General features: G+C 69.6%; 22 protein-coding genes. 11 read left to right on the top strand and 11 right to left on the bottom strand.

Features of this window, described 5'->3' with window-relative positions; all coding sequences use genetic code 11:
* Nucleotides 1–4: 4 nt before the first annotated feature.
* A complete protein-coding gene (locus tag KUTG_RS09850) occupies nt 5–355 on the bottom strand; it encodes a carbohydrate-binding protein (RefSeq protein WP_043716452.1) in 351 nt (116 codons plus the stop codon).
* Between the two features lie 99 nt (nt 356–454).
* A complete protein-coding gene (locus KUTG_RS09845) occupies nt 455–2470 on the bottom strand; it encodes a right-handed parallel beta-helix repeat-containing protein (protein ID WP_052394282.1) in 2016 nt (671 codons plus the stop codon).
* 190 nt (nt 2471–2660) lie between these two features.
* On the opposite strand from KUTG_RS09845, the gene KUTG_RS09840 reads away from it, so the two are divergent.
* The 8 genes from KUTG_RS09840 to KUTG_RS09810 all read left to right on the top strand — a co-directional run bounded on the left by KUTG_RS09840 (nt 2661) and on the right by KUTG_RS09810 (nt 10093).
* Nucleotides 2661–3329: a GntR family transcriptional regulator gene (locus KUTG_RS09840; RefSeq protein ID WP_043716450.1), complete on the top strand. Its 669-nt coding sequence runs from the start codon at nt 2661–2663 to the stop codon at nt 3327–3329.
* Between the two features lie 94 nt (nt 3330–3423).
* A complete protein-coding gene (locus KUTG_RS09835) occupies nt 3424–4692 on the top strand; it encodes an ABC transporter substrate-binding protein (RefSeq protein WP_043716449.1) in 1269 nt (422 codons plus the stop codon).
* Nucleotides 4682–5536 (top strand): carbohydrate ABC transporter permease, encoded by an 855-nt coding sequence (locus tag KUTG_RS09830; protein WP_043716447.1) that lies wholly within the window; start codon nt 4682–4684, stop codon nt 5534–5536. The genes KUTG_RS09835 and KUTG_RS09830 overlap by 11 nt, the downstream gene beginning before the upstream one ends.
* Nucleotides 5533–6354 carry a carbohydrate ABC transporter permease gene (locus KUTG_RS09825; protein WP_043716446.1) on the top strand — a complete coding sequence of 274 codons (822 nt, stop codon included), beginning with the start codon at nt 5533–5535 and terminating at the stop codon, nt 6352–6354. The genes KUTG_RS09830 and KUTG_RS09825 overlap by 4 nt, the downstream gene beginning before the upstream one ends.
* The gene (locus KUTG_RS09820) at nt 6351–8192 is read left to right on the top strand and encodes a hypothetical protein (RefSeq protein WP_043716444.1); all 1842 of its coding nucleotides are present in this window, start codon (nt 6351–6353) and stop codon (nt 8190–8192) included. The genes KUTG_RS09825 and KUTG_RS09820 overlap by 4 nt, the downstream gene beginning before the upstream one ends.
* Nucleotides 8189–8953: an RraA family protein gene (locus KUTG_RS09815; RefSeq protein ID WP_043716443.1), complete on the top strand. Its 765-nt coding sequence runs from the start codon at nt 8189–8191 to the stop codon at nt 8951–8953. Before KUTG_RS09820 ends, KUTG_RS09815 begins: the two co-directional genes overlap by 4 nt.
* Nucleotides 8954–9113: 160 nt before the next feature.
* Nucleotides 9114–9281, top strand: coding sequence for a hypothetical protein (locus KUTG_RS58230; RefSeq protein WP_157494439.1), 168 nt, complete (start codon nt 9114–9116; stop codon nt 9279–9281).
* A gap of 332 nt (nt 9282–9613) precedes the next feature.
* The gene (locus KUTG_RS09810) at nt 9614–10093 is read left to right on the top strand and encodes a nucleoside hydrolase (RefSeq protein WP_043716442.1); all 480 of its coding nucleotides are present in this window, start codon (nt 9614–9616) and stop codon (nt 10091–10093) included.
* Nucleotides 10094–10204: 111 nt separating this feature from the next.
* Here KUTG_RS09810 and KUTG_RS09805 read toward each other — a convergent pair whose 3' ends face one another.
* The 4 genes from KUTG_RS09805 to KUTG_RS53200 form a co-directional block, all read right to left on the bottom strand.
* Nucleotides 10205–10984 (bottom strand): SigB/SigF/SigG family RNA polymerase sigma factor, encoded by a 780-nt coding sequence (locus KUTG_RS09805; RefSeq protein ID WP_043716441.1) that lies wholly within the window; start codon nt 10982–10984, stop codon nt 10205–10207.
* A gap of 73 nt (nt 10985–11057) precedes the next feature.
* Nucleotides 11058–11438: an ATP-binding protein gene (locus tag KUTG_RS09800; protein WP_232240737.1), complete on the bottom strand. Its 381-nt coding sequence runs from the start codon at nt 11436–11438 to the stop codon at nt 11058–11060.
* 114 nt (nt 11439–11552) lie between these two features.
* Complete coding sequence (locus tag KUTG_RS09795; RefSeq protein WP_232240736.1) at nt 11553–11915, bottom strand: STAS domain-containing protein; 363 nt, start codon at nt 11913–11915, stop codon at nt 11553–11555.
* 143 nt (nt 11916–12058) lie between these two features.
* Complete coding sequence (locus KUTG_RS53200) at nt 12059–12736, bottom strand: ANTAR domain-containing protein (RefSeq protein WP_052394280.1); 678 nt, start codon at nt 12734–12736, stop codon at nt 12059–12061.
* 107 nt (nt 12737–12843) lie between these two features.
* On the opposite strand from KUTG_RS53200, the gene KUTG_RS09785 reads away from it, so the two are divergent.
* Nucleotides 12844–13146, top strand: coding sequence for a WhiB family transcriptional regulator (locus KUTG_RS09785; RefSeq protein WP_043716439.1), 303 nt, complete (start codon nt 12844–12846; stop codon nt 13144–13146).
* On the opposite strand, the gene treZ is transcribed toward KUTG_RS09785, so the two are convergent.
* The 3 genes from treZ to glgX are packed head-to-tail and all read right to left on the bottom strand — an operon-like array spanning nt 13143 to nt 19116.
* Complete coding sequence (gene treZ, locus KUTG_RS09780) at nt 13143–14816, bottom strand: malto-oligosyltrehalose trehalohydrolase (protein ID WP_043716437.1); 1674 nt, start codon at nt 14814–14816, stop codon at nt 13143–13145. The two genes, KUTG_RS09785 and treZ, sit on opposite strands and share 4 nt — an antisense overlap.
* Nucleotides 14813–17005 carry a malto-oligosyltrehalose synthase gene (gene treY / locus KUTG_RS09775; protein WP_043716436.1) on the bottom strand — a complete coding sequence of 731 codons (2193 nt, stop codon included), beginning with the start codon at nt 17003–17005 and terminating at the stop codon, nt 14813–14815. Before treY ends, treZ begins: the two co-directional genes overlap by 4 nt.
* Entirely contained in the window at nt 17002–19116 is a 2115-nt protein-coding gene (gene glgX / locus KUTG_RS09770) for a glycogen debranching protein GlgX (protein ID WP_043716435.1), read from the bottom strand. Before glgX ends, treY begins: the two co-directional genes overlap by 4 nt.
* A gap of 87 nt (nt 19117–19203) precedes the next feature.
* On the opposite strand from glgX, the gene KUTG_RS09765 reads away from it, so the two are divergent.
* A complete protein-coding gene (locus KUTG_RS09765; RefSeq protein WP_232240735.1) occupies nt 19204–19896 on the top strand; it encodes a methyltransferase domain-containing protein in 693 nt (230 codons plus the stop codon).
* Nucleotides 19893–20915, top strand: a complete 1023-nt coding sequence (locus KUTG_RS09760; protein WP_043716432.1) for a type III polyketide synthase — start codon at nt 19893–19895, stop codon at nt 20913–20915. The genes KUTG_RS09765 and KUTG_RS09760 overlap by 4 nt, the downstream gene beginning before the upstream one ends.
* Here KUTG_RS09760 and KUTG_RS09755 read toward each other — a convergent pair.
* A complete protein-coding gene (locus KUTG_RS09755) occupies nt 20879–21751 on the bottom strand; it encodes a phosphotransferase (protein ID WP_043716431.1) in 873 nt (290 codons plus the stop codon). The genes KUTG_RS09760 and KUTG_RS09755 overlap by 37 nt on opposite strands.
* Nucleotides 21748–22512, bottom strand: coding sequence for a TIGR02452 family protein (locus KUTG_RS09750; RefSeq protein ID WP_043716430.1), 765 nt, complete (start codon nt 22510–22512; stop codon nt 21748–21750). Before KUTG_RS09750 ends, KUTG_RS09755 begins: the two co-directional genes overlap by 4 nt.
* Nucleotides 22513–22562: the final 50 nt, after the last annotated feature.

The following is a 22562-nucleotide window of genomic DNA, read 5'->3' as shown; positions in this document are numbered from 1 at the left end:
CGGCTCAGGAGAAGGTGAAGAAGTCCAGGTTCGCCACGCCCGGCGAGGAGCCGAGCGCCACCAGGTAGACGTCATGCTTGCCGGCGGTGGGGGCGATGGGGACGGACTGGTCGGTGTAGGTGTCGAAACCGCCGGTGTTCATGACGGTGATGGTGCCGAGCACCGGCCCGGTGAGGCTGTCCAGCCGGATCTGGAACTGGCGGCCGGCGTAGTTCGGGTCCTCGCCGACGCTGCCGTGGAACCAGGTGCGGCCCTGGCCGAAGTCGACGGCGGTGTACGTGGGCCCCCTTTGATTAAAGATGAAGCGAACTGACTTTCGATTTTGGCTATAGAGCCAAAGAGGCCGAGCGCTCACGCCTCTCAGGCACTGTTATATAGACAAGGGTGTGCAAGTGACCCTCTGATCGGCTTCGGTGAAGCGCCGCAGCTCAAAAGAAGGTCACTCGTGCCTATCTTAAAGCTGTATGAAACCGCCGAGGACAACACCGGTGCCGGCGGAATGCCGTGACACGCCGCTGTTGTTGGCGTAGCGCTCGGCCTGGACGGTGGTCTGGTCGCCGCCGGCCCCCGCCGACCACTTCGGAGCGCCGTACTGGTAGGCGCCGGCGCTGGGCTTGCGGTCGCGGTAGCCGTCGGTGGCCGGCGGCCGGACCACACCGGCGTTACGGGCCGGGGACCCGGCCTGGAGCGAGTAGTCATGGGCGGAAGCGTTGGTGAACAACGGATCCGTGGAGTACGGGATGTTGTTGGACTCGGTGATGCCGGCGTGCGCGTCGACGTCGCCGATGTTGTTGGCGAACTCGCTGTCGGAGTAGGTGCCGCCGAACAGGGAGATCACCTTCGGGTCGGTGCCCTCGGTGTTGTTGAAGACCTTGTTGCCCGTGGACGAGTCCCCGTTGAACAGGACGACGCCGTAGTTGTTGTTCCAGGCCACGTTGTCCAGCACGGTCGCGTTGTACGCGCCGTTGTCCAGGTAGATGCCGGGCGTCAGGTTGTTGTTGGGCGTGATCGCCGGGTCGTGCAGCAGGTTGTGGTCGATCACCGTGGTGGCCAGATTGTTGTGGCAGCACACGTAGATCGCGCCGCCGTCGTTGACCAGGTTGTTCCAGTCGGACAGGTCGTTGTACGAGATCTGCTCGCCGGGCACGGTCTGGCTGGCCATCTTGTCGTCGATGTTGACCGGGGTGCGGCCGACACCGGCCACCGTGTTGTGCGTGACCGTCTCATGTGGACCGGTGATGTTGATGCCGGAGGCGTAGCTGCCCATGTAGTCGGTGTGCAGGATGGTGTTGCCGGTGACGGTGTTGTGCGAGCCGCCGACCACCACCCCGTTGCCGGCGCTCCAGTCGATCATGCTGTTGCGCATGGTGTTGTCGGTGCCCATGAGCATCACGCCGGAGGTGCTCTCGCCGGCGGTCAGGAAGGCGCAGTCATCGGGGTTCTCCACCATGTTCGGGTCCGGCGCGATGTCGTCGTACGCCGACAGGTAGCGGCCGGTCAGGCCGTCGATGACGTCATGGGTGGAGGTGGCCGAGGTCTGCACAGCGGTGCCGCGCACGCCGAGGTTCTTCAGCGTGGTGTAGGACTTGCCGGACAGGTCGAAGCCCAGGTTGCGCTGCTTGGCCTCCACCGCGTGGCCGGTCGGGGAGTCGCCGTCCAGGGTCCACAGGTAGAGGGAACCGTTGCTGTAGAACCATTCGCCGGAGTGGCCGAGCAGTTCCAGGCGGCCGCTGAGCGAGTACGTCTCGACGCCGTTGGGGGCGAGGCCGACGCAACCGTGCCAGCCGGCGGCGGTGACGCTGCCGGGCGACGAGGCCGTGACGGTCTCGGTCTCGGTGATGAACCAGTTGCGGGCGGTCAGCCGTGCGCCGATCCAGTAGCCGTCGGGCTGGGTGAGGGCGCTGTCGGAGATGCTGTTGCTGGTGCCGCCCTGGGCCGTGCCCATGATCGGCCGCATGGGGTTGTTGCCCGGGTAGACCAGCGCCGCCTGGGCGCTCAGCGCGCCGTCGACGAAGACCTGGTTGCCGGGCAGTTTCGGGTCGAGCGTGACCGGCGCCCGGTAGATGTGGCCGGCGTTGACGCCCGAGGCGAAGGGGGAGCCGGGGAGGTGGCCGTCGGTGGCGGCCAGCGTGGCCAGGTCGGCCGGGGTGACCTGGGTCCAGCCGGTGACCGGGTCGGTGCCGTCGACGGTGACGGTCGCGCCGGGGGCGGCGGTGTAGGTGACGGGGGCGTTGGCGGTGCCGCTGTTGGCCGGGGTCACGGTCTCTCGGTACGTGCCGGCGGCGACCACGCAGGTGTCGCCGGCGGTCAGCACGGTGGCGCACTTCTGGATGTGCTGGAAGGGCTTGGCCGAGCTGCCGGCGTTGCTGTCCGCGCCGGTGGTGCTCACGTAGAAGGTGCGGCCGTGCTGGGCCGGCGCCGCGACGGCGGTCGCGCCGCCGAGCAGCAGGGTGGCGGCGACCAGGGACACCAGTCCCGACCTCGAGGGCGTCATTGCCGATCCAATCGGTAATCGATTAGTGGGCGGACCCTAACCAGGGCCGGTGGCCGCCGTCAATGCTCGGCCGCCGGACTCTGCCCAGGTAGACCGCCGTGGCGGGGTCCGGCCGGTCGCTATCGGTTATCGTTTGATCTCGTACCGACGATCAGGGGGAGGCGAGATGGCCTCGATGCCCGACGAGGCGCTGCCGCGGGTGCTGCTGTCCGACCAGGCCTACGAGGTGGTGCGCCGGTCGATCCTGGACGGCACGCTCGCGCCGGGAGACCGCATCGTCGAGTCCGAGATCGCCCGCCGCCTCGGGGTCAGCCAGGCGCCGGTTCGCGAGGCGGTGAAACGCCTGGCCCACGAGGGTCTGATCACCTCGATGCCGCGCCGCGGCAGCTACGTCACGCAGATCTCCACCGACGACGTCGACGACGCCCGCGAGGTGCGCGCGATGCTGGAGGAGGCGGCGGCCCGCGAGGCCGTGACCCACTTCGACGCGGCCGCCCGGCGGCGGCTGGAGGGCTTCGTCGACGGCATGCGCAAGGCGGCCGAATCCGAGGACTTAGCGGCGTTCCGGGCCGCCGACATGGGCTTTCACCGCACGGTGGTCGAGCTGTCGGGCAACGTCTACCTGCCCCGCCTGTGGGACGTGATGGAGTCGCGGCTGCTGAGCCTGCGGGTGGTCGGCGACCCCGGTTTCACCGGCAGCTGGGCCGAGATGGCCGAGTCCCACCAGGACCTCATCGAGCTGCTGGCCAGCGGGAACCGGGGCCGCGCGGCGGCGGCGTTCCATGATCACGCGGCCGGCATGGAGCGGCCGGGCCGTCCCAACCAGGACGGCTGAGCGCGGGTAACGGCTCCGTCACGGGGGCTTGACGGGCGGCGCTCACCGTCTTTCGATGGGGCATCGCTAATCGATAGACGATTGAAGGTGTCCCATGAGACGCACACACCGCGGTGTGCCGGCGGTCGCCACCCTGCTGTCGATCGTCCTGGTCGGGGCGGGCGCGTGCGGCGGCGGCTTCCAGCAGTCGGGCGAGTCCGGCTCCACCACCTCGGCCAAGCTGCGGGTGCTGGTCAACATCTCGCCGGTGCTGACCAAGCAGTTCTACGCGAACCTCGTGGCCCCGTACGAGAAGGCGCATCCGGGCGTCACCGTGACGATCGAGGCCCCGACCGCCGCCGACGTCAGCGCGACGCTCCAGCAGGAGCTGGCCGCCGGCTCCGCGCCCGACCTCGTCACCGGCAGCCTGTCCACGGCGATCGTGCCGCAGCTGAGCGAGCTGCCGGACGACTCGTGGGTCACCGACGCGCCCTACGCCGTGCAGTCCAAGGTCGGCGGCAAGATCTGGCAGGCCGGCAGCGGCACCCAGGTGCAGTCCGTCGTCTTCTACAACAAGACCGCGTTCGGCAAGGCCGGCATCTCCGCGCCGCCCAGGACGTTCGACGAGTTCACCGCCGACCTGGTCAAGCTCAAGGCCGCCGGCTACGTGCCGACGCAGACCGCGGGCGACTGGGTCACCGGGGCGCAGGTGCAGATGATGGCCAACCCCAACGTGCTCAACACGAAGCCGGACTGGTTCGCCCAGCGGGACAAGAAGTCCGTCACCTTCGCCGACAGCAACTGGACCAAGGTGCTGGACGTGTACCAGGGCTGGGTCACCCAGGGGCTGACGCCGGCCAACGCCATGGGCCTGAAGTACCAGGACTCCATCGACCAGTTCGTGGCCGGCAAGTCCGGCACGTACATCATGGGCAGCTGGCTCGTGCCCACTCTGGACAGTGCGAAGCTTCCTTTTGACGCCGACGTGTTCCCGATGCCGACCTTCGACGGCTCGCCCGCGCCGCTGGCCGGCGGCCCGTCGATCCCGTGGTCGATCCTGAAGTCCTCGAAGAACCAGGCGGCCGCGCTGGACCTGGTGAAGTACCTGGTCAGCGACAAGACCGCGGTCACGGCCGAGCTGGCCGCCGAGGGCAACTTCCGCACCGGCTTCGACTACCAGGCCTCGGCGCTGAACAAGGAGATCGGCAAGATCGTGGCCGACGCCAAGACCACCGTGGTGGCCTCGGCCGGGCAGGGCGACAACTCCGCGCCCACCGGTTTCGGCGACGAGGTCAACAAGCTGGTGCAGGGCCTGTACGTGGGGGAGACGTCGCCGAAGGTGATCTCCGCCCTGGACGACTGGTACACCGCCAATGCGAAGTAGCGCGCAGCGGGCGTTGATGCTGGCGCCGGCGTTGGCGCTGCTGTCGGTGTTCATGCTGGTGCCCATCGCCATCGCTGGCTACCTCAGCTTCACCGACTGGGACGGGCTCAGCCCCACTCCCGGTCCGGTGGGCTGGGCCAACTACGAGCGGCTGCTGTCTGATGTGGACGTTCAGCACGCCGCCGTGGTGACCGCCGTGATCACCGTCGTCGGCACCGTCGGCTGCAACGCCGCCGGCCTCGGGTTGGCGCTGTTGCTCAACCGCCGCAACCGTTTCACCAGCCTGTTGCGGGCCGTGGTGTTCTACCCGTACGTGGTCGGGCCGATCATCATCGGCTTCCTGTGGTCGGCCATCCTCGGCGCCGACGGGGCCATCGCCAACGCGCTGATCCCGTTGCCGTTCCTGTCCGACCCCGCGTGGGCGGTCGGCAGCATCACGTTCGTCGTGGTGTGGTCCCAGTTCGGTGTGAACGTGGTGCTGTATCTGGCCGGCTTGCAGACCGTGCCGGCCAGTCTGCTCGAAGCGGCCACTGTGGACGGTGCGAGCCGGTGGCAGACCTTCCGGGCCGTGACCTGGCCCGTGCTGGCGCCGTCGGTGACCGTGAACATCGTGCTGGTGCTGGTGGGGCTGCTCAGGGTGTACGAGATCGTGTTGGCGCTGACCGGCGGCGGCCCGGCCGGGCGGACCAGCACCTTCGCGTTCCTGATCCTGTCGAGTTCCTTCCGTAGCAACCAGTTGGGTTACGGGGCGGCGCAGGCGATCACGCTGATGGTGGTGATCGGGGCGCTGGCCCTGGGCGTGACCGCGTTGCGGCAGCGCGCGGAGCGGGCGGTGGCGGCATGAACCTCACCCGTCGCCTCGTGCTCCTGCCCGTGGTGTTCCTGATGGTGGTGCCGGCGTACCTGCTGGTGGTCAACTCCTTCAAGTCGCAGCAGGACATCACCCAGGACCCGTTCGGCATCCCGCTGCCGCGGCTGTCGGTCGAGTACCTGGTCAACGCGCTGAACTCGCCGGACTTCTCGCTCATCAAGGCCTACACCGTGACGGCGTTGTTCGCGGTGGGCGTGAACCTGCTCTCGCTGCTGGTGAGCGGACCGGCGGCGTACGTGATCGCCCGGGGTACGAAGGTCGGGCACCGGGCGCTGCTGGTGCTGTTCCTGGTCGGCATGTTCATTCCGGGGCAGGTGCTGGTGATTCCGGTGATCTACGTGCTCAAGACGCTGGGCTTGATGGGCACGGTGCCGGGATTCCTGCTGTTCGAGACCACGCTGACGCTGCCGATCTCGATGTTCCTCTACGTGTCGTACATCAAGACGGTGCCGCGGGAGTTGGACGAGGCGGCGCGGATGGACGGCGCGGGGCCGCTCACCACGTTCTGGCGCATCATCTTCCCGCTGATGAAGCCGGCGGTGGTGACGGCGATCGTGCTGCACACCATCGGCGTGTGGACCGACTTCGTGAACCCGCAGATCATCCTCGGGCCGGCGTCGAGCCTCTACACCGTGACGACCAGCGTGTACGCGGCGATCGGCAAGTACTCCACCGACTTCACCGTGGTGTACCCGAACCTGCTGGTGGCGGTGGTGCCGGTGATGGCGTTCTTCGTGTTCCTGCAACGGAACATCGTCTCCGGCCTGACGACGGGAGCGACGAAGGGATGAGCGCCACCACCGTGACGGCGACGACGCCGGTGGTCCAGCCGCCGCGCTGGGCGCTGTTGCAGCGCGAGCTGTTCGCGCTGATGGACGAGGGCTGGCGGCGGTTCGAGCAGCTGTACTGCGCGCCCGACGGCTCGCTGGTCTACGCCGGGCGGACCTTCGGCCGTGACGGCGTTGACGATTTCTACGAACCGTTCTTCAACTGGCCCATGCTCTATCTGCTCGGCGGGGCCGACGACCTGCTCGACGCGTGCAAGCGGCACTGGCACGGCGTGACCGCGCAGCTGACCGACCGCGGGCTGCTGACCAACGAGTTCGAGGACGGCTACGACTGGTTCCACCAGGGCGAGTCGCTGCTGTTCTTCTACACGCTGTGCGCGGCCGATCCGGAGTACTTCCGGTCGCGGGCCCTGCGGTTCGCCGACCTGTTCCTGCCGGACTCGCCGGTGCACAACTACGACGGGCAGCGGCGGATGATGCGCGCGCCGCACGTGGGGGCCCTCGGCCCGCGCCCTGGGCTCGGCGAGGACCGGCCGTTCTCGGCCGCCAACACCGGAATGCGCAAGTACGGCCTGCCGCTGCGGGACGTTCGCGGCATCCTCGACTGGGCCGACCTCGCGCAACCCCTGCTGGCGCAACGCATGGCCGACGCCATGAACGAGCGCCTCGGCGTCGGCGACGTGCCGCTGAACCTGGCCAGCACCTCGCTGGTCACCAATGCCTGGCTGTACGACCATGATCTCCGCTACTCCACCTTCGTCAAGTCCTATGTAGACGCCTGGTCCGAGCGGACCGTCGACGGCCTGCTGGCCGACAACGTCGGCCCCGGCGGCGCCGTCGGCGAGATGCACGACGGCCGGTGGTACGGCGGCCACTACGGCTGGACCTGGCCGCACGGCCTGTACAGCGTGCTGGCGCCGGCCCTCATCGGGGCGGCCAACGCGGTCGTGGTCAGCGGCAAGGACGCCCCGCTTTCCCTGCCGCGCAACATGATCCACAAGATCTTGGGTCATGCTCGGCGGGCGGCCATGGATCCCGGCGATGCCACCTTCCTCGACCACTGGCGGGATCGGCTGGGCGACGGCGTTGACGAGCGCCTGCTGCTGGTGCCGTACCGGCGGGACGACAGCGGGTGGTTCGACTTTCAGCCGTTGCCGCCGGCTTACCCGGCCTGGCTGTGGTGGCTGACCCGCAGCGCCGAGGACCGCAGCCTGATCGACTACCTCGTAGCCGACTCCGGCTACGACTGGGAGACCGTTAGGGATTTCCGTGAGAAGGAGGAAGGCGGCCATGAGCCGCCGTGGCTGACCTACCTGCTCGGCGACAACCCGGACTGGCCGGAGGAAGCCCTGGAGATGGCGCTTCGTCAAGTGCGCCACCAACTCCGGCTCATGGAGGAACACCCGACGCCGCCGCCGGACGACGACATCCACTGGTGGCAGGGCCTCAATCCTGTTGTCACCGAGGTGCTGACCCAGCTCGTCGCCGGGGCGCCGCAGATGCTGTACAACGGCGGCCTCCCGTACACCCAACTCCGCTGGGACGACCACCTCCGCGACCGGCCCGGCCTGCCCGACGGCGTCGCCGTGCTGGTCGAGCACCTCGACGGCTCGACCGTCACCGTGCAGGTGGTCAATCTCGGCGCCATGCAACAACTTCTGCGCCTCACCGGCGGCGGCTACGGCGAACACCCGTTGACCGAGCTGTCGGCCGACGGCGTCACCGTGCCCGTCGACGAATCCCTGCTGGTGGACCTGCCGCCGCGCACCCGTATCCGCATGCGGTTGCGGTTTAAGCGATTCGGCCGGCGGCCCCGCCATCAAACGAGAGGACTGCAATGAGCTGGCCCCTGCCGGTGCGCGGCCCCGGCTACCACCGCGCCGACCCCGAGGTCATGGCCGCCCTCGCGCCCGTGAGCAGCGCGACCGCCTGCGCCCAGCTGCACAAGGACGGCATCACCCGCACCTTCGTCCAGGGCCCCAAGCCCTTGAGCCCCGGACAGCGGATCGTCGGTTCCAGCGTGACACTCCAGTTCATGCCCCAGCGGGAGGACATCGCCAGCGGCGTCGCCCAGGAGTACGTCGAGCGGACCACCGCGCTGTGGGCCGTGCTGGAAACCGTGCAGCCCGGCGATGTCCTTGTCGTGCAGGCCTACGGCTCCGCGTACACCGGCTGCCTCGGCGACATGCTCGTCCGCTACTTCAAACGCCGCGGCGGCGCCGGCATCATCGTCGACGGCCGCATCCGCGACGCCCCTCGCGTGCGCAAGCTCGGCGTGCCCATCTGGTGCACCGGCGTGACCCCGCACTACGCCTCGCAGTCCGAGCTCTTCCCTTGGGCCTACGACGTTCCCGTCGCCGTCGGCGGCGTCCTGTGCCTGCCCGGCGACGTCGTCGTCGCCGATGACGACGGCGCCGTCGTCGTGCCCCAGCGCAGCGCCGAGGGCCTCGCCCGGCACGCCGGCGACCACGAGGAGTGGGAGGTGTTCAGCCGCATGAGGATCGACCAGGGGGCGACCCTCAGCGACTACTACCCCCTCACCTCCGACAGCCGCGCCGAGTACGAGGCGTGGCGGGACAGCCGTGACACCATGGAGCAATGACGCCGCGCCCCCAGCAACGCGAGTCACGCTCTCGGGCGGGCGAGTCCCGTCCTCGGGCCCACCCACTCACGCAACCACGCTGGTAAATGCCCGAGGGCGGAACTCGCCCCGGTGCCCGAGAGCGTGACTCGCGGGGGTTCCCCGCCGGCCCCAGGATCCCTTGCACGCAGAGGAGATCCATGGCGTCAGCGGCCTCGACGGTCCCGACTTCCCGCCGCCCACCGTCGACGTCGACCCCCGGACGGCGCTCCGGTTGGCGTCGGACGTGCTCCGGGAACCGACCACGATCATCGCCACCGGCCCGCTCACCAACGGTTTTGATCGTTAAAACACTACAACCATTCTTTAGAAGTGCTGTGTGCAAGTTGACGGTTGGAGATACATTGAGAATGTAATGGACCGTAGTGACGTACCTCCTGCCGCTCCGAACCATAGCCTCAACCATTGTCATCATAAAAGAGCCCGGAATTTTCCCTCCTATTATGTCAGCGAGTAGGAATGCCCTTTCCTTAAACGCACCGGTTAACTCGCAGCCCCTCCGTGGGAATCGCGGTGAGGCAATTATCAAACGAACCGTCGGACACATGCCGCTTCTTAGCACAGCGAAAAACGAAGTCATCGTTTCCCTACCTCCACTTGCTCACGCTTCACGCGGCATCAATGGGCGGCTCCACCGGCCGCGGCAACATGGCCCCGCTGGCCGAGTTCAACATCCTCGCCGACCCCGAGGCCGCCGACCTCGTCTTCCGCTCCGGGCTGCCCATCACCATGTGCGGCCTCGACGTCACCCACCAAGCCCTGGCCACGCCTCAGATCCTGCGGCGCATCACCGAGATCGGCACCCCGCTGGCCCAGATCTGCCACGACTTGCTGACCTACTTCACCGACACCTACCGCGTGCACTTCGGCTTCGAGGCCCCGCCCGTGCACGACCCCGTCGCCGTCGCCGCCGTCATCGACCCCACGCTCATCTCCGCCCGCCCGCTCAACGTCGAGATCGAGCTCACCGGCACCCACACGCGTGGCGCCACTGTCGTCGACCTCGACCGCGTGACCGGCCGCAAGCCCAATGCCCTGGTGGCGACCGGCCTGGACGTGGACCGCTTCTGGGACCTGATGATCGGCGCTGTCAGGCGGTAGCCAGAAGGCCCGAGAGCGGGACTCACGGGAGTTCCCCGCCCACCCCACTCCCGGCCCGCACCCCTGCCCGAAACCGTGTTTCGGTGTGCCCGAGAGCGTGACTCGCGGGGGTTATTCGCTGAGCAGGCCCTTGCGGAGGTCGACGAGGGTGCGGGCCAGCAGCCGGGAGACGTGCATCTGGGAGATGCCGATGCGGTCGGCGATCTGGGTCTGGGTGAGGTTGCCGAAGAAGCGGAGCAGGATGATGGTGCGCTCCCGCTCGGGCAGCTGCTGCAGAAGGGGTTGCAGGGCCTCACGGTTCTCGACGCCCATGAGCTCGGGGTCGTCGTCGCCGAGGGCGTCGCCCAGGGACACGGACTTGTCGGTGCCGACGAGGAGCTCGTCGAGGGAGGAGCTGCGGTAGGCGTTGGACGCCTCCAGGCCCTCGTACACCTCGTCCTTGCTGATGCCGAGATGGGTGGCGAGCTCGCTGGGTGTGGGGGCGCGGCCCAGGTGCTGGGAGAGCTCGTTGGTGGCGCCGGTGATGGCCAGGTGCAGCTCCTTGAGCCGCCGGGGCACGCGCACTGACCAGCTGGTGTCACGGAAGTGCCGGCGCACCTCGCCCATGATCGTGGGCACGGCGAAGGACAGGAAGTCGCTGCCGCGTGTGGGGTCGAAGCGGTCGATGGCGCTGATCAGGCCGACGGTGGCGACCTGAACGAGGTCGTCGTGCGGCTCGCCGCGCTGCCCGAAGCGGCGGGCGATGTGCTGGGCCACCGGCAGGAACTCGGTGACCAGGCGGTCGCGCAGCTCGGTCCGACGGGGGTCGCCGACGGGTGTCTCGGCCAGTTCGACCAACACCGGATCCAGGTGCGCGTAGTCACTGGACGCGCGTTCTGAGGACTGGGTCACAGGCCCACCTCGCTGGCGTTCGGCGGGTCTGCGACCCAGGTCCCTGTGTTGAATGGTTCCCTCGCAAGCTCGGTCACAGGCCCACCACGTCGTCGGCTCGCTTCTTCAACAGATCGAACCGCAGCACGTGGGCGCCGTCGGGGCCGGGCACGACCCAGGTGTTGACGGCGTCGGTGAGCGCGGTCAGCACCCGCCAGCCGAAGCTCTCCCGGCTGGGCGGCTGGGTGGAGCCGGTGCGGGACTCGGCGGAGAAGTGGATCTGGTCGGACTCGACGGCGAAGCGGCAGACCAGCTCCCCGTCGGGCACGGAGCGGGAGATCAGCTCCGAGCAGGCCTCGTCCACGGCCATCTTGAGATCGGAGATCGCGTCCAACGTGAAGTCGGCGCGCATCGCCAGGTCGGCGGCGACCGCCCGGACGACCGAGAGGTGCGCGGGCGATGCGGCGATGCGCACCTCCACGTCGGCCCCGGACGCGGGCTTCTCGCTGGTGGTGGTGCTGGGCTCGTGCTCGCTCCTGTCACCTCGGTGCGGTCGACGTCTACCTCGGCCATTCTTCCCCCTGTTTTGCTAGCCGGGCGCGCCGACCGCGTCGTCCCGGCTGGGAAACGTGGTCAACACCTCAGTGAGCCCGGTGATCTCCAACGGCCGTCGCACCGACCGGCCGCCCGCGACGAGGCGCAGCTCCACCTGTCGCCGCTGGGCCTCGTGCGAGGTCTCGACCAGCACGGCCAGCCCGGCCGAGCCGAGGAAGCCGACCCCGGACAGGTCGATCACCAACACGTGGCATTCGTCGAGCTCCGCCATCACCACGCCGCGCAGGGCCGGCGCGGTGAGCATGTCCACCTCCCCGCTGACGGTGGCCACGACCACGCCCTCGGCGGGCCGGTCCACCACCACCTCGATGGGGAGCGCGCTGCTGTTCTCGGTCACGGTCAGGCCACTGTCCTCACGTCCACGGAATGGGAGCTGCCGGGGCATCGTCACCGACGAAGACGCGGCGGCTGGCTGCTCAACCGCTGCGCTGGACACCGTACGGAGCGGCCGAGAGCCGCACAAGCCGGGATCGTCGATGATCATCCGAGAGCCTGCCACGTCAGCCGGGCGGCCCGCACAGCGGGCGGCGGCGGCACCGTGGTCGGGCCCGCGTTCGGCTCCTGGTCGCCGACGGGCGCGCCGCCGACCACCTCGACCAGCCCGGCGGCAAGATCGCGTAGCTTGACGTTGAAGTGCTGGCTGGCCCGCACCAGCGTGCGGAACGCCGCCCCGGCGTCGCCGCCGACCCGGCCCATGACCAAACCCTTGGCCTGCTCGATGAGCCGACGGGTCTGCACCATCTGCACCATCTGGTCGGCGCGCAGCACCTCGTCCGCGCAGAACTCGACGACGGCCGCGGCGGTGGCCAGCAGGGGCTCGACCTGGTCGATGACCCGGAGGTCGTCCTCCTTGGGCTCGTGGTCGGTGTACACCGACAGCACCGAAGGTCCGTCGTGGGTCCAGCTGCCCGGCACGGCGGTGACCCACGTGATGCCGTCCGGTAGCGCCTCGACCACGGTCTCCTCGCCGCTCGCGGCGGCCACGACCGGGCCTTCGCCGCGCTGCCACTGCTCGCCGTCGTGGTCAACGGCCGAGCCCAGGGCGCGCAGGCTGCGCGAGTTGGTGCTCACCCCGGCTCCGTCGCAGCCGGGCACGCACTCGACCAGGTGTCTGAGCAGCCGGTCGAGCAGTTCGGGGCCGAATCTCACCTCGTCCACGGGCCCCGGATACCCGGTCGGGGGAGATCGTCAAACCCGGGGTTTGGGTAGGCGGCGTTCGGGTACCAGATGGCGGACGACAAATACGTACTCAGCAGGAGGCGCACATGGCCGACGTGCACCGGCTACCCATCCCGGTCTCGGAGAACTGGGACTGGCAGCGTCTCGGCGCCTGCCGCGGCGCCAACAGCTCCGTCTTCTTCCATCCGGACAGCGAGCGGGGCTCCGCGCGGCAGGCCCGTGAGGCCACGGCCAAGCGTATCTGCCATTCGTGCCCCGTGCGCGCCGAGTGCCTCCGGCATGCCATCCAGGTGCAGGAGCCCTACGGCATCTGGGGCGGCATGGGCGAGAACGAACGCCGCGCCGTCATCTCGGCCACCCGCAGGCGCATCAAGACCCGCGCCAGCTAGGCCACCACTGTCACCGATTCGGGCGCACCCGGGGACTTCGAGCTGAACAGCACGGTTCCCGGGGCGTCCACGTGTGTGCTGCCGAGGTTGCAGACGACCCGCAGGCCGCCGCGGTGCAGGGTGACGACCCGGCGGTCCTCGTCGAGGTCGACGGCGAACTGGTGCAGCCGGGGGTCCGACAGCTCGGGGTGCTTGCGCCGCAAGGCGATCAGGGCCCGGTAGGTGGCCAGCACCTCGCTGTCGGCGGCCTCCTCCCAGCGCAGCTTGGACCGCTCGAAGGTGGCCGGATCCATCGGGTCCGGCACGTCCTGCGCCGCCCAGCCGTGGTCGGCGAACTCCTTGCGGCGGCCGGTGCGCACGGCGTCGGCCAGCTTCGGGTCCGGGAACGAGGCGAAGAACTGCCACGGCGTCGACGCCGCCCACTCCTCGCCCATGAAGATCATCGGCGTGTACGGGGAGCAGAGCACGATCGCCACCCCGCAGGCCAGCAGGCCGGGGGAGACGGTGGCGGACAACCGGTCGCCGGTGGCGCGATTGCCGATCTGGTCGTGGTTCTGGAGGTAGCCGAGGAACCGGTGGCCCTGCGTGGTGAGCGTGTTCACCGGCCGGCCGTGGTGGCGGCCGCGGAACTCCGACCAGGTGCCGGCATGCAGGAAAACCCCGGTCAGCGTGGCCGCAAGCGCTTGCAGCGAGCCGAAGTCCCCGTAGTAGCCGGTGGTCTCCCCGGTCAGCGTGGAGTGCAGGCAGTGGTGCAGGTCGTCGCTCCACTGGGCGTGCAGGCCGTAGCCGCCGGCCTCTCGGGGGGTGACGAGCTTGGGGTCGTTCAGGTCCGACTCGGCGATGAGCGTGAGCGGACGGCGCACGTGGGCGGAGAGAGCGTCCACTTCGGACGACAGCTCCTCCAGCAGGTGCGTGGCCCGGCGGTCGGACAGCGCGTGCACGGCGTCGAGGCGCAGGCCGTCGACGTGGAAGTCGCGCAACCAGCTCAGGGCGTTGTCCAGCACGTACCGGCGCACCTCGTCGGACTGCGGGCCGTCGAGGTTGAGGGTCGGACCCCAGATCGTCTCGCCGGCGAAGTACGGCCCGAAGCGGTCGAGGTAGGCGCCGGACGGCCCGAGGTGGTTGTAGACCACGTCCAGCAGCACGGCCAGACCCCGGTTGTGGCAGGCGTCGACGAACCGCTTGAAGCCGTCCGGGCCGCCGTACGGGTCGTGGGTCGCGTACCAGAGCACGCCGTCGTAGCCCCAGCCGTGCGGGCCGTCGAAAGCGTTGACCGGCAACACTTCCACGAAGTCGACGCCGAGGTCGACGAGGTGGTCGAGCTTGCCGACGGCCGCGTCGAAGGTGCCCTCGGGCGTGAACGTGCCGATGTGCAGCTCGTACACGATGCCGCCGGGCAGCTGCCGGCCCGTCCACGCGGAATCCGTCCACTCGAACGCCGAGTGGTCGTAGCGCCGGGATCGGGCGTGCACGCCGTCGGGCTGCCAGCGGGAACGGGGATCGGGCAGCTCGTCGTCCGAGTCGTCGAGCTGGAAGGCGTAGTCCGGCGCGGCGTCGGGCACCTCGGCCCGCCACCAGCCGTCGTCGGCCCGGGTCATCTCGTGGACGGACGGTCCATTGTGGACGCGAACGCGGGAGCGGTCCGGGGCCCACACGGAGAACTCGGTCACGAACGCACCACCAAGGCAACCGGATACTGCGACAACAGGTCGGACAGCAGGGGAGCTTCGCTCGTGGATCGGCCGGTGATCACGTCGGTCCACTCCCCGGCGGGCAACGGAAGCACGGTATCGCGCCAACCCCCGGCCGACGCCAGGCCGATCGGCAGTCTCGTGCACACTGCGACAAGTCGGTCGCCACGGGAGAACGCCAGCGCGTGCTCGGCCGCCGGGCCCTGGGCCGGCACCGGCCGGTAGCCCTGGAACAGCTCGGGCCGTTCCCGCCGCAGTCGCAGCACTCGCGTCGTGACCAGGAGTTTCGCCGCGCCGGACGCGTCGATCTCCGGGAGCCAGCCGTCGTCGATCCGGGCCAGCAGCGCCGCCCGCTGCTCGAAGTCCACCGGCCGCCGGTTGTCCGGGTCAACCAGCGAGAAGTCCCACAGCTCGGTGCCCTGGTACACGTCCGGCACGCCCGGGCCGGCCAGTTGAACCAGCTTCTGCCCCAAGGAGTTCGACCAACCGGCCGGCGTGATCGTGTCGACCAGCGCGGTCACCTCGGCCATCAGCGCCGCGTCGCCCAACACGTCGTCCGGCCAGGCCGCGATGGCCTTGTCGACCTCGGGGTTGCCGTCCACCCAGGACGTGGCGATCTTGGCTTCCTTGGCCGCCTTGGCCAGGTAGTCCCGCAGCCGGTCGGCGCTGATCGGATACGCGCCGACCAGCGTCTGCCACGCCAGGCGGGTCAGCGAACGCTCGGGCAGCGGCCGCTTCTCCGACCACCGGGCGAACGCGGTCTCGAACTCCACCTCGGACAGCACCGCCAGCCGGGCGCGGACGTCCTCGGCCCGTTTGGTGTCGTGAGTGGACAGCGCCGTCATCGTCTCCGGCGACCCGGCCTCGCGCGCCTGCATCGCCACGTGGAACTCGGTCGGCGGCACGCCGAACCGGGACGGGTCGCTGCCGACCTCGTTCAGGGCCACGAAACGGTTGTAGCGGTAGAAAGCCGTGTCCTCGACGCCCTTGGCCATCACCATGCCGGACGTCTGCTGCACGCGGGTGGCCAGCTCGCCGTGCGGGTCGGCCATCATCAGCCGGGCGATCTCCGCGCACCGCGGATTCCCCGAGGCGGCCTGCTCCAGCGAGGCCCGGCCCGCCGGCAGATAGCTGCGGTAGACCGGGAACATGGACAGCAGCTCGATGACGGCTTCCTCGTCGTCGAAGGGCAGCAACGCGTTGATGCGCCGCACCTCCGCGCGCAGCAGCGTCCTCGCCGCCGTCGTCTTGCACCGGTTTTCCAGGAACTGCAGCGATCCCGCGTTCGGCGGCTCGCCGCTCGGATCGATGAACAGGCCGCAGATCTCGCGCATGGCGTCGTACCCGGTGGTGCCGGCGACCGGCCACGACACCGGCAGCGACTCGCCGACGGCCAGGATCTTCTCGGCCACGATCCACGTGTCCGGGGCCGCGTCCCGCAGCCGGCGCAGGTAGCCGCCGGGGTCGGACAGGCCGTCCGGGTGGTCGATGCGCAGGCCGTCGACGCCCCAGCTCAGCACGTGGGCGTGGGTGGCCTCGAACACCTCGGGGTCCTCGACCCGCACCGCGGTCAGGGTGTTGATGTCGAAGAACCGCCGGTAGTTCAGGTCGGTGTTGGCCGTCCGCCAGTGCACCAGGCGGTAGTGCTGGCGCTCGTGCACCTCCTGCGGCGTGCCGCCCTCGGTGCCCGGCGCGATCGGGAACATCTGCTCGTAGTAGACGAGCCGTTCCCCGTCCAGGCGCAGCTCTTCGAGGCCGTGCTCGTCGCCGAGCACCGGCACCAGGATCGGCCCGTGCGACCAGTCGATGTCGAACTTGGCGGCGTGTTCGGATTCCTGGCCGTAGCGCAGGACGTCCCACCACCACGGGTTGGCCTGCGGCACCGAGATGCCCACATGGTTGGGCACGATGTCGACGACGAAGCCCAGGCCCAGCTCGCGCAGCCGGTCGTGCAGCGCCTGCCGCCCCACCTCGCCGCCGAGCCCGGCCGACGTCGACGTGGGATCGGTGACGTCGTAGCCGTGCGTGGAGCCGGGCGTGGCCTGGAGCAGCGGGGAGGCGTACAGGGCGCCGACACCGAGCCGTCGCAGGTAGCCGGCGACCTGCATGGCCTGCGCGAAACCCATGCCGGGCCCGAACTGGATCCGGTACGTGGACGAGGGAATCATTCGGCACTCCGTTGCAGGACGACCAGCGACCGGGCCGGGATGGGCAACGTGGCGCCGCCCTCCAACTCGGTGCTCGGCGGCTCGTGCGCCCCGACGGACGTGTCCACCACGACCCGCCAGTTGCTGCCGTAGTCGCCGCCCGGGATCCGGAAGTCGACGGCCTCGTGCCAGGCGTTGAAGCACAGCAGGAACGAGTCGTCGGTGACCCACTCGCCGCGCCGGTCCAGCTCGTCCATGGCGTCGCCGTTGAGGAAGACGCCGACCGCCCGGCCGAAGTCGGTGTCCCAGTCGGCCTCGGTCATCTCCTCGCCGTCCGGGTTGAACCAGGCGATGTCGCGGCGGTCGTCGCCCTTGCGCAGCGGGCGGCCCTGGAAGAACTTGCGTCGCCGGAACACCGGGTGCTCGGCCCGCAGCGCCGCCATCCGGCCGGTGAACTCGACCAGGTCGGCGTTGTCCTTGGCCAGCGACCAGTCGATCCAGGAGGTCTCGTTGTCCTGGCAGTACACGTTGTTGTTGCCCTGCTGGGTCCGGCCCAGCTCGTCGCCGTGCAACAGCATCGGCACGCCCTGCGACAGGAACAGGGTGGCGATGAAGTTGCGCCGCTGCTTGGCTCGCAGCGCCAGCACCCCGGGATCCTCGGTCGGGCCCTCGGCCCCGCAGTTCCAGGACCGGTTGTCTCCTGCCCCGTCGTTGCCGTCCTCGCCGTTGGCCTCGTTGTGCTTGTCGTTGTACGATACCAGGTCGTTGAGTGTGAAGCCGTCGTGCGCGGTGACGAAGTTGATCGAGGCGAACGGCCGGCGGCCGTCGTCCTGGTACAGGTCGGAGGAACCGGTGATGCGAGAGGCGAACTCGCCCAGCGTGCCGGCCTCGCCGCGCCAGAAGTCCCTCACGGTGTCCCGGTACTTGCCGTTCCACTCCGTCCACAGTGGAGGGAAGTTCCCCACCTGGTAGCCACCGGGGCCGACGTCCCACGGCTCGGCGATCAGCTTGACCTGGCTCACCACCGGGTCCTGCTGCACGATGTCGAAGAACGCCGACAGCCGGTCCACGTCGTAGAACTCACGGGCCAGGGTGGCCGCCAGGTCGAAGCGGAAACCGTCCACGTGCATTTCGGTCACCCAGTACCGCAGCGAGTCCATGATCAGCTGCAGCGTGTGCGGATTGCGGGCGTTGAGCGAGTTCCCGGTGCCGGTGTAGTCCATGTAGTACTGGGGGTCGTCGTCGACCAGCCGGTAGTAGGCGGCGTTGTCGATGCCCCGCATGGACAGCGTCGGGCCCATCTGGTTGCCCTCGGCCGTGTGGTTGTAGACCACGTCCAGGACGACCTCGATGCCGGCGTCGTGCAGCGAGCGCACCATCGCCTTGAACTCCTGTACCTGGTTGCCCAGCGCGCCCTGCGAGGCGTAGCGGTTGTGCGGGGCCAGGAAGGCGATCGTGTTGTAGCCCCAGTAGTTGGTCAGGCCACGCTGCGTGAGGTGGTGGTCGTCGATGAACTGGTGCACCGGCATCAGCTCGACCGCCGTCACCCCGAGCCGCGTGAAGTGCTCGATCATCACCGGGTGGGCCAGCCCCGAGTAGGTGCCGCGCAGGTCCTCGGGGATGAACGGGTGGTTGATCGTGGTGCCGCGGACGTGCGCCTCGTAGATCACCGTCTCGTGGTACGGCGTGCGCGGGCGGCGGTCCTCGGCCCAGTCGAAGAACGGGTTGATCACCACCGACTTGGGCAGGTGCGGCGCCGAGTCGGCGTCGTTGCGCTCGTCCGGGCGGTCGAAGCGGTAGCCGAACAGCGACTCGTCCCAGTCCACGACGCCGTCCAGCGCCTTGGCGTACGGGTCGATCAGCAGCTTGTTCGGGTTGCAGCGCAGGCCGTTGGCCGGCTCGTACGGGCCGTGCACGCGGTAGCCGTAGCGCTGGCCGGGGCCGATGCCCGGCAGGTAGCCGTGGTGCACGAAGCCGTCGACCTCGGGCAGACGCACCACCGTCTCCGTGCCGTCCGCCTCGAACAGACACAGGTCGACGTACTCGGCCACCTCCGAGAACAGCGCGAAGTTCGTGCCGGCGCCGTCGTAGGAGGCGCCGAGCGGGTAGGAAGTGCCCGGCCACGGACGCATTGCCGCTCCTTCCAGCGTGTGCCGGACGATCAAATCATCCGGGCGGTGACCGGGCTACTGAACCACGAAAGTGGAAGTGTGGGTCGGGTGGGTGACGACACGGCGCGGTACGACCATCTGGCCGGTGAGTGGTGGCGGCCCGATGGCGCCTTCGCCATGCTGCACTGGCTCGCGGCGGCCCGGGGAGCGCTGGTGCCACTCGCGGGGCGACCTGGGGCGTTGCTCGTCGATCTCGGCTGCGGCGGCGGCCTGCTCGCGCCCCACATCGCCGGCCTCGGCTACACCCATGTCGGCGTGGACATGGCCGCCAGCGCCCTGCGCCAGGCCCGGGCACACGGCGTTGTGCCGATCAAGGGTGATGTGCTTCACCTACCTTTGGGTGACGGGTGCGCCGACGTCGTCGTGGCGGGGGAGATCCTGGAGCACGTCACCGACCTGGACGCCGCCGTGACGGAGGCCTGCCGAGTGCTGCGGCCGGGTGGGCTCCTCGTCCTGGACACCCTGGCCGACACGGCGATCGCCCGGTTCCTGGCCATCACCGTGGCGGAGCGGGTGCCCGGGGTGCCGCGGGGCATCCACGACCCGGCGCTGTTCGTGAACCGGCGGCGGCTGGTGCTGCTGTGCGCCCGGGCCGGTGTGCCGCTCTCGTTACGGGGTATTCGTCCGTCCGTGCCGCAGCTGGTCCGGTGGCTGCCGCGTCGGAGGGGCAGAGTGGAGATCGTGCCGTCGGCGTCGACGGCAGTCCTGTTCCAGGGCCGTGGGATTAAGGAGGCGGGATGACCGCCGTATCGATCGCCGGCATGGGCCGGGCGCTGCCGGCCGCCGTGTCGCAGCAGGAGCTGTGGGACGGCTACTTCCGTGGCCACGTCGACTCGCCCGGCTTCGGGTCCCGCATCTTCTCCAACTCGGGCGTGGTGCGGCGGCATGCCGTGGTGAATCCGCTGGTCGAGGACGTGTCCGGGTGGTCGACGGGGCAGCGGATGCGCCGCTACGCCCTGGAGGCCGTGCCGTTGGGCTCCCTGGCCGTCTCCGCGGCGCTGGCCGACGCCGGCGCGGCGGCCTCGGAGGTCGGCCTGTTCGCCGTCGCCTCGTGCACCGGCTACGCCAGCCCCGGCGTGGACGTGCACGTGGCCGCCGAGCTGGGGATGCCCTCCGACCTGCGGCGACTCGTGTTCGGGCACATGGGCTGCTACGCCGCCATCCCCGCCCTGGGCGCGGTGGCCGACTACGTTGCCGCCCACTCTCGTCCGGCGGTGCTGCTCAACGTGGAGCTCACCTCGCTGCACGTCCAACCCGACCTGTCCCGGGACCAGGTCGTGGCTCACGCCCTGTTCAGCGACGCCGCCGTGGCCACCGTGCTCACTCCGGGCAGCGGGCTGGAGGTCGTGGACCTGGTGGCCGTGACCGATCCGGGAACGTCCGACCACATGACCTGGGACGTCACCGACCTCGGCTTTCGCATGGGCCTGTCGCCCAAGGTGCCCGATGTGCTGGCCGTGCACCTGCGGCCCGCGGTCGAGGAGCTGCTCCGGCGCAACGGCGTCACCTCCGTCGCCGGCTGGGCCGTGCATCCCGGCGGTCCGCGGATCCTGGAGACCGTCGAGGAGGTGTTGCGGCTGCCTTCCGACGCCCTCGACGCCTCCCGGGCCGTGCTGGCCGAGCACGGCAACTGCTCCTCGGCCACCGTGCTGCTGGTGTTGCAGCGGTTGCTGCCCGCCGACGGGCACGTCGTGCTGTTGGCCTTCGGCCCCGGGCTGACCCTCTACGCCATGCTGCTGCGGGGCAGGCTCCACCAGTAGCGGCCGACGATCAGCTCCTCGAGCTGGACAAGGTGGCCGGCGACCGTCTCCGGCTCTTCGGCCAGGGCGATGCGGAGATCGGAGACGACGAAGTTCGCCTCCCGCAGCTCGCATCCGGCCCGCAGCACGTCCTTCGACAGCGCCGTCCGATCGGCGACGAGGTCGAGCACGTCCGTCGCGTGCCGGCCGCTGAAGCGGATCAGGAAGAACCAGTCGTCCAGCGGCTCGCCGAAGCGGGCCCACTCGAAGTCCAGCAGCGCCGTGACGGCGTCGCCGTCGGCCAACCAGTTGTCCCAGAAGCAATCCGCGTGCACGGGGACCGTGGTCATGGCCCGCGCCGGGGCGTTCTCGGCGATGGCGTTCAGGCCGTCCAGCACGTGACGTGGCACGGCGTCCTTGACGCGGTCGATCTCTTGCTCGAAGGCCTCCCTGGTGGTGAAGCCGCCGTGGTCAAGCGTTTCGCTCAGCGTGGGCACCACCTCGGCCGGCGGCGTCCAGTCGTGCAACTGCTCCAGCCGCTGGATGGCCTGCCCGGCCAGCCCGCGCGCGGTCCTGGCGTCGATGGCCTCCATGCTGGGCGATGTCCCCGGCATCCGGGCGTAACAGGCGTAGTCGACGTTGTCGTGCACGCCGCTGACCAGCAGCGGGGCCGCGACACCGGCCGGCAGGTGCCGGGTGAGCGTGGCCTCCCGGCTCAGCCTGGTGTGGCGGTCGCAGAGCTTCACCACGACGTCTGAGCCCAGAAAGACCAGATTGGACAGGCTCCTGGCCTTGATCAGCGAGCCGGGGTCGCGGCCGAGCGCGGCGGCCGCGATGGTGCGGGGATCCAGGTTCATCCGAAGCTTTCGTTGAAGGCGGCCAGGTTCGGTGCCCCCAGGACCGCGAAGACGATGTGCTCGAAGTGCCTATTCTCGTCCATCGCGGCCCGGAACGCCTGCGAAACGGTGATCGGGTCGTTGGCGAAGACCCCGCATCCCCAGGCCCCCAGCACGAGGCGCGTGTGGCCGTTGGCCGCCGCGACCTGGAGCACGCGCGCCGCCCGGCGGTGCAGGATCGCCGGGATTTCCTTGGCCCGTCGGGGTTGGTTGCGCACGACGGCCCCTCGGTTCGGCGCCGCGGCCGTGAGGAAGGAGGCCGTGTACGGCTCGATGAGGTCGCCCTGGTCGTCGCGGAAGACCGGCACGTCGGGGGAGTGGATCACCCGGTCGCTGTAGGCGAGGTCCTCGTGGGCGCGGTGGTGGGCGTAGAAGTCGCCGGCCTTGAGCAAATACGGGTACAGCGCCGAGCTGCGGGCGATGCCCTCCTCCTGCGCCCGCGCCCCGTTCAGGAAGCCGCCGCCCGGATTCCGGGCCGACGCGAACACCAGCGCCGCCGGATTCTCCAGCCGCCGGGCCGCTTCCAGCGTCGACTCGCCCGTGACCTCGACGCGGGGAAGTTCTTGCCGCTGCGGCGGCAGGTTCAGGGGCTCGTCCGGCTCGTACAGTGTGGTCTGTTCGGGTACGACCCGGATCTCGGTGCGGCCGGTCTTGGTCTCGTACCAGCCCCGGTCGCAGATGGCGACGGTGTCGCGGGCGATCGCCCTCAGTCTCTCGTTCATGTCCCGATCAGTGTGAAGGCCCGGCGCAAGCGGGTATCCGCCCGCGCCGG

Origin of the sequence: Kutzneria sp. 744 (assembly GCF_000568255.1) — a bacterium.
Classification (GTDB): Bacteria; Actinomycetota; Actinomycetes; order Mycobacteriales; family Pseudonocardiaceae; genus Kutzneria.
Note: the sequence above shows the minus strand (reverse complement) of the source record. Positions and strands in the feature narration are given on the sequence as shown.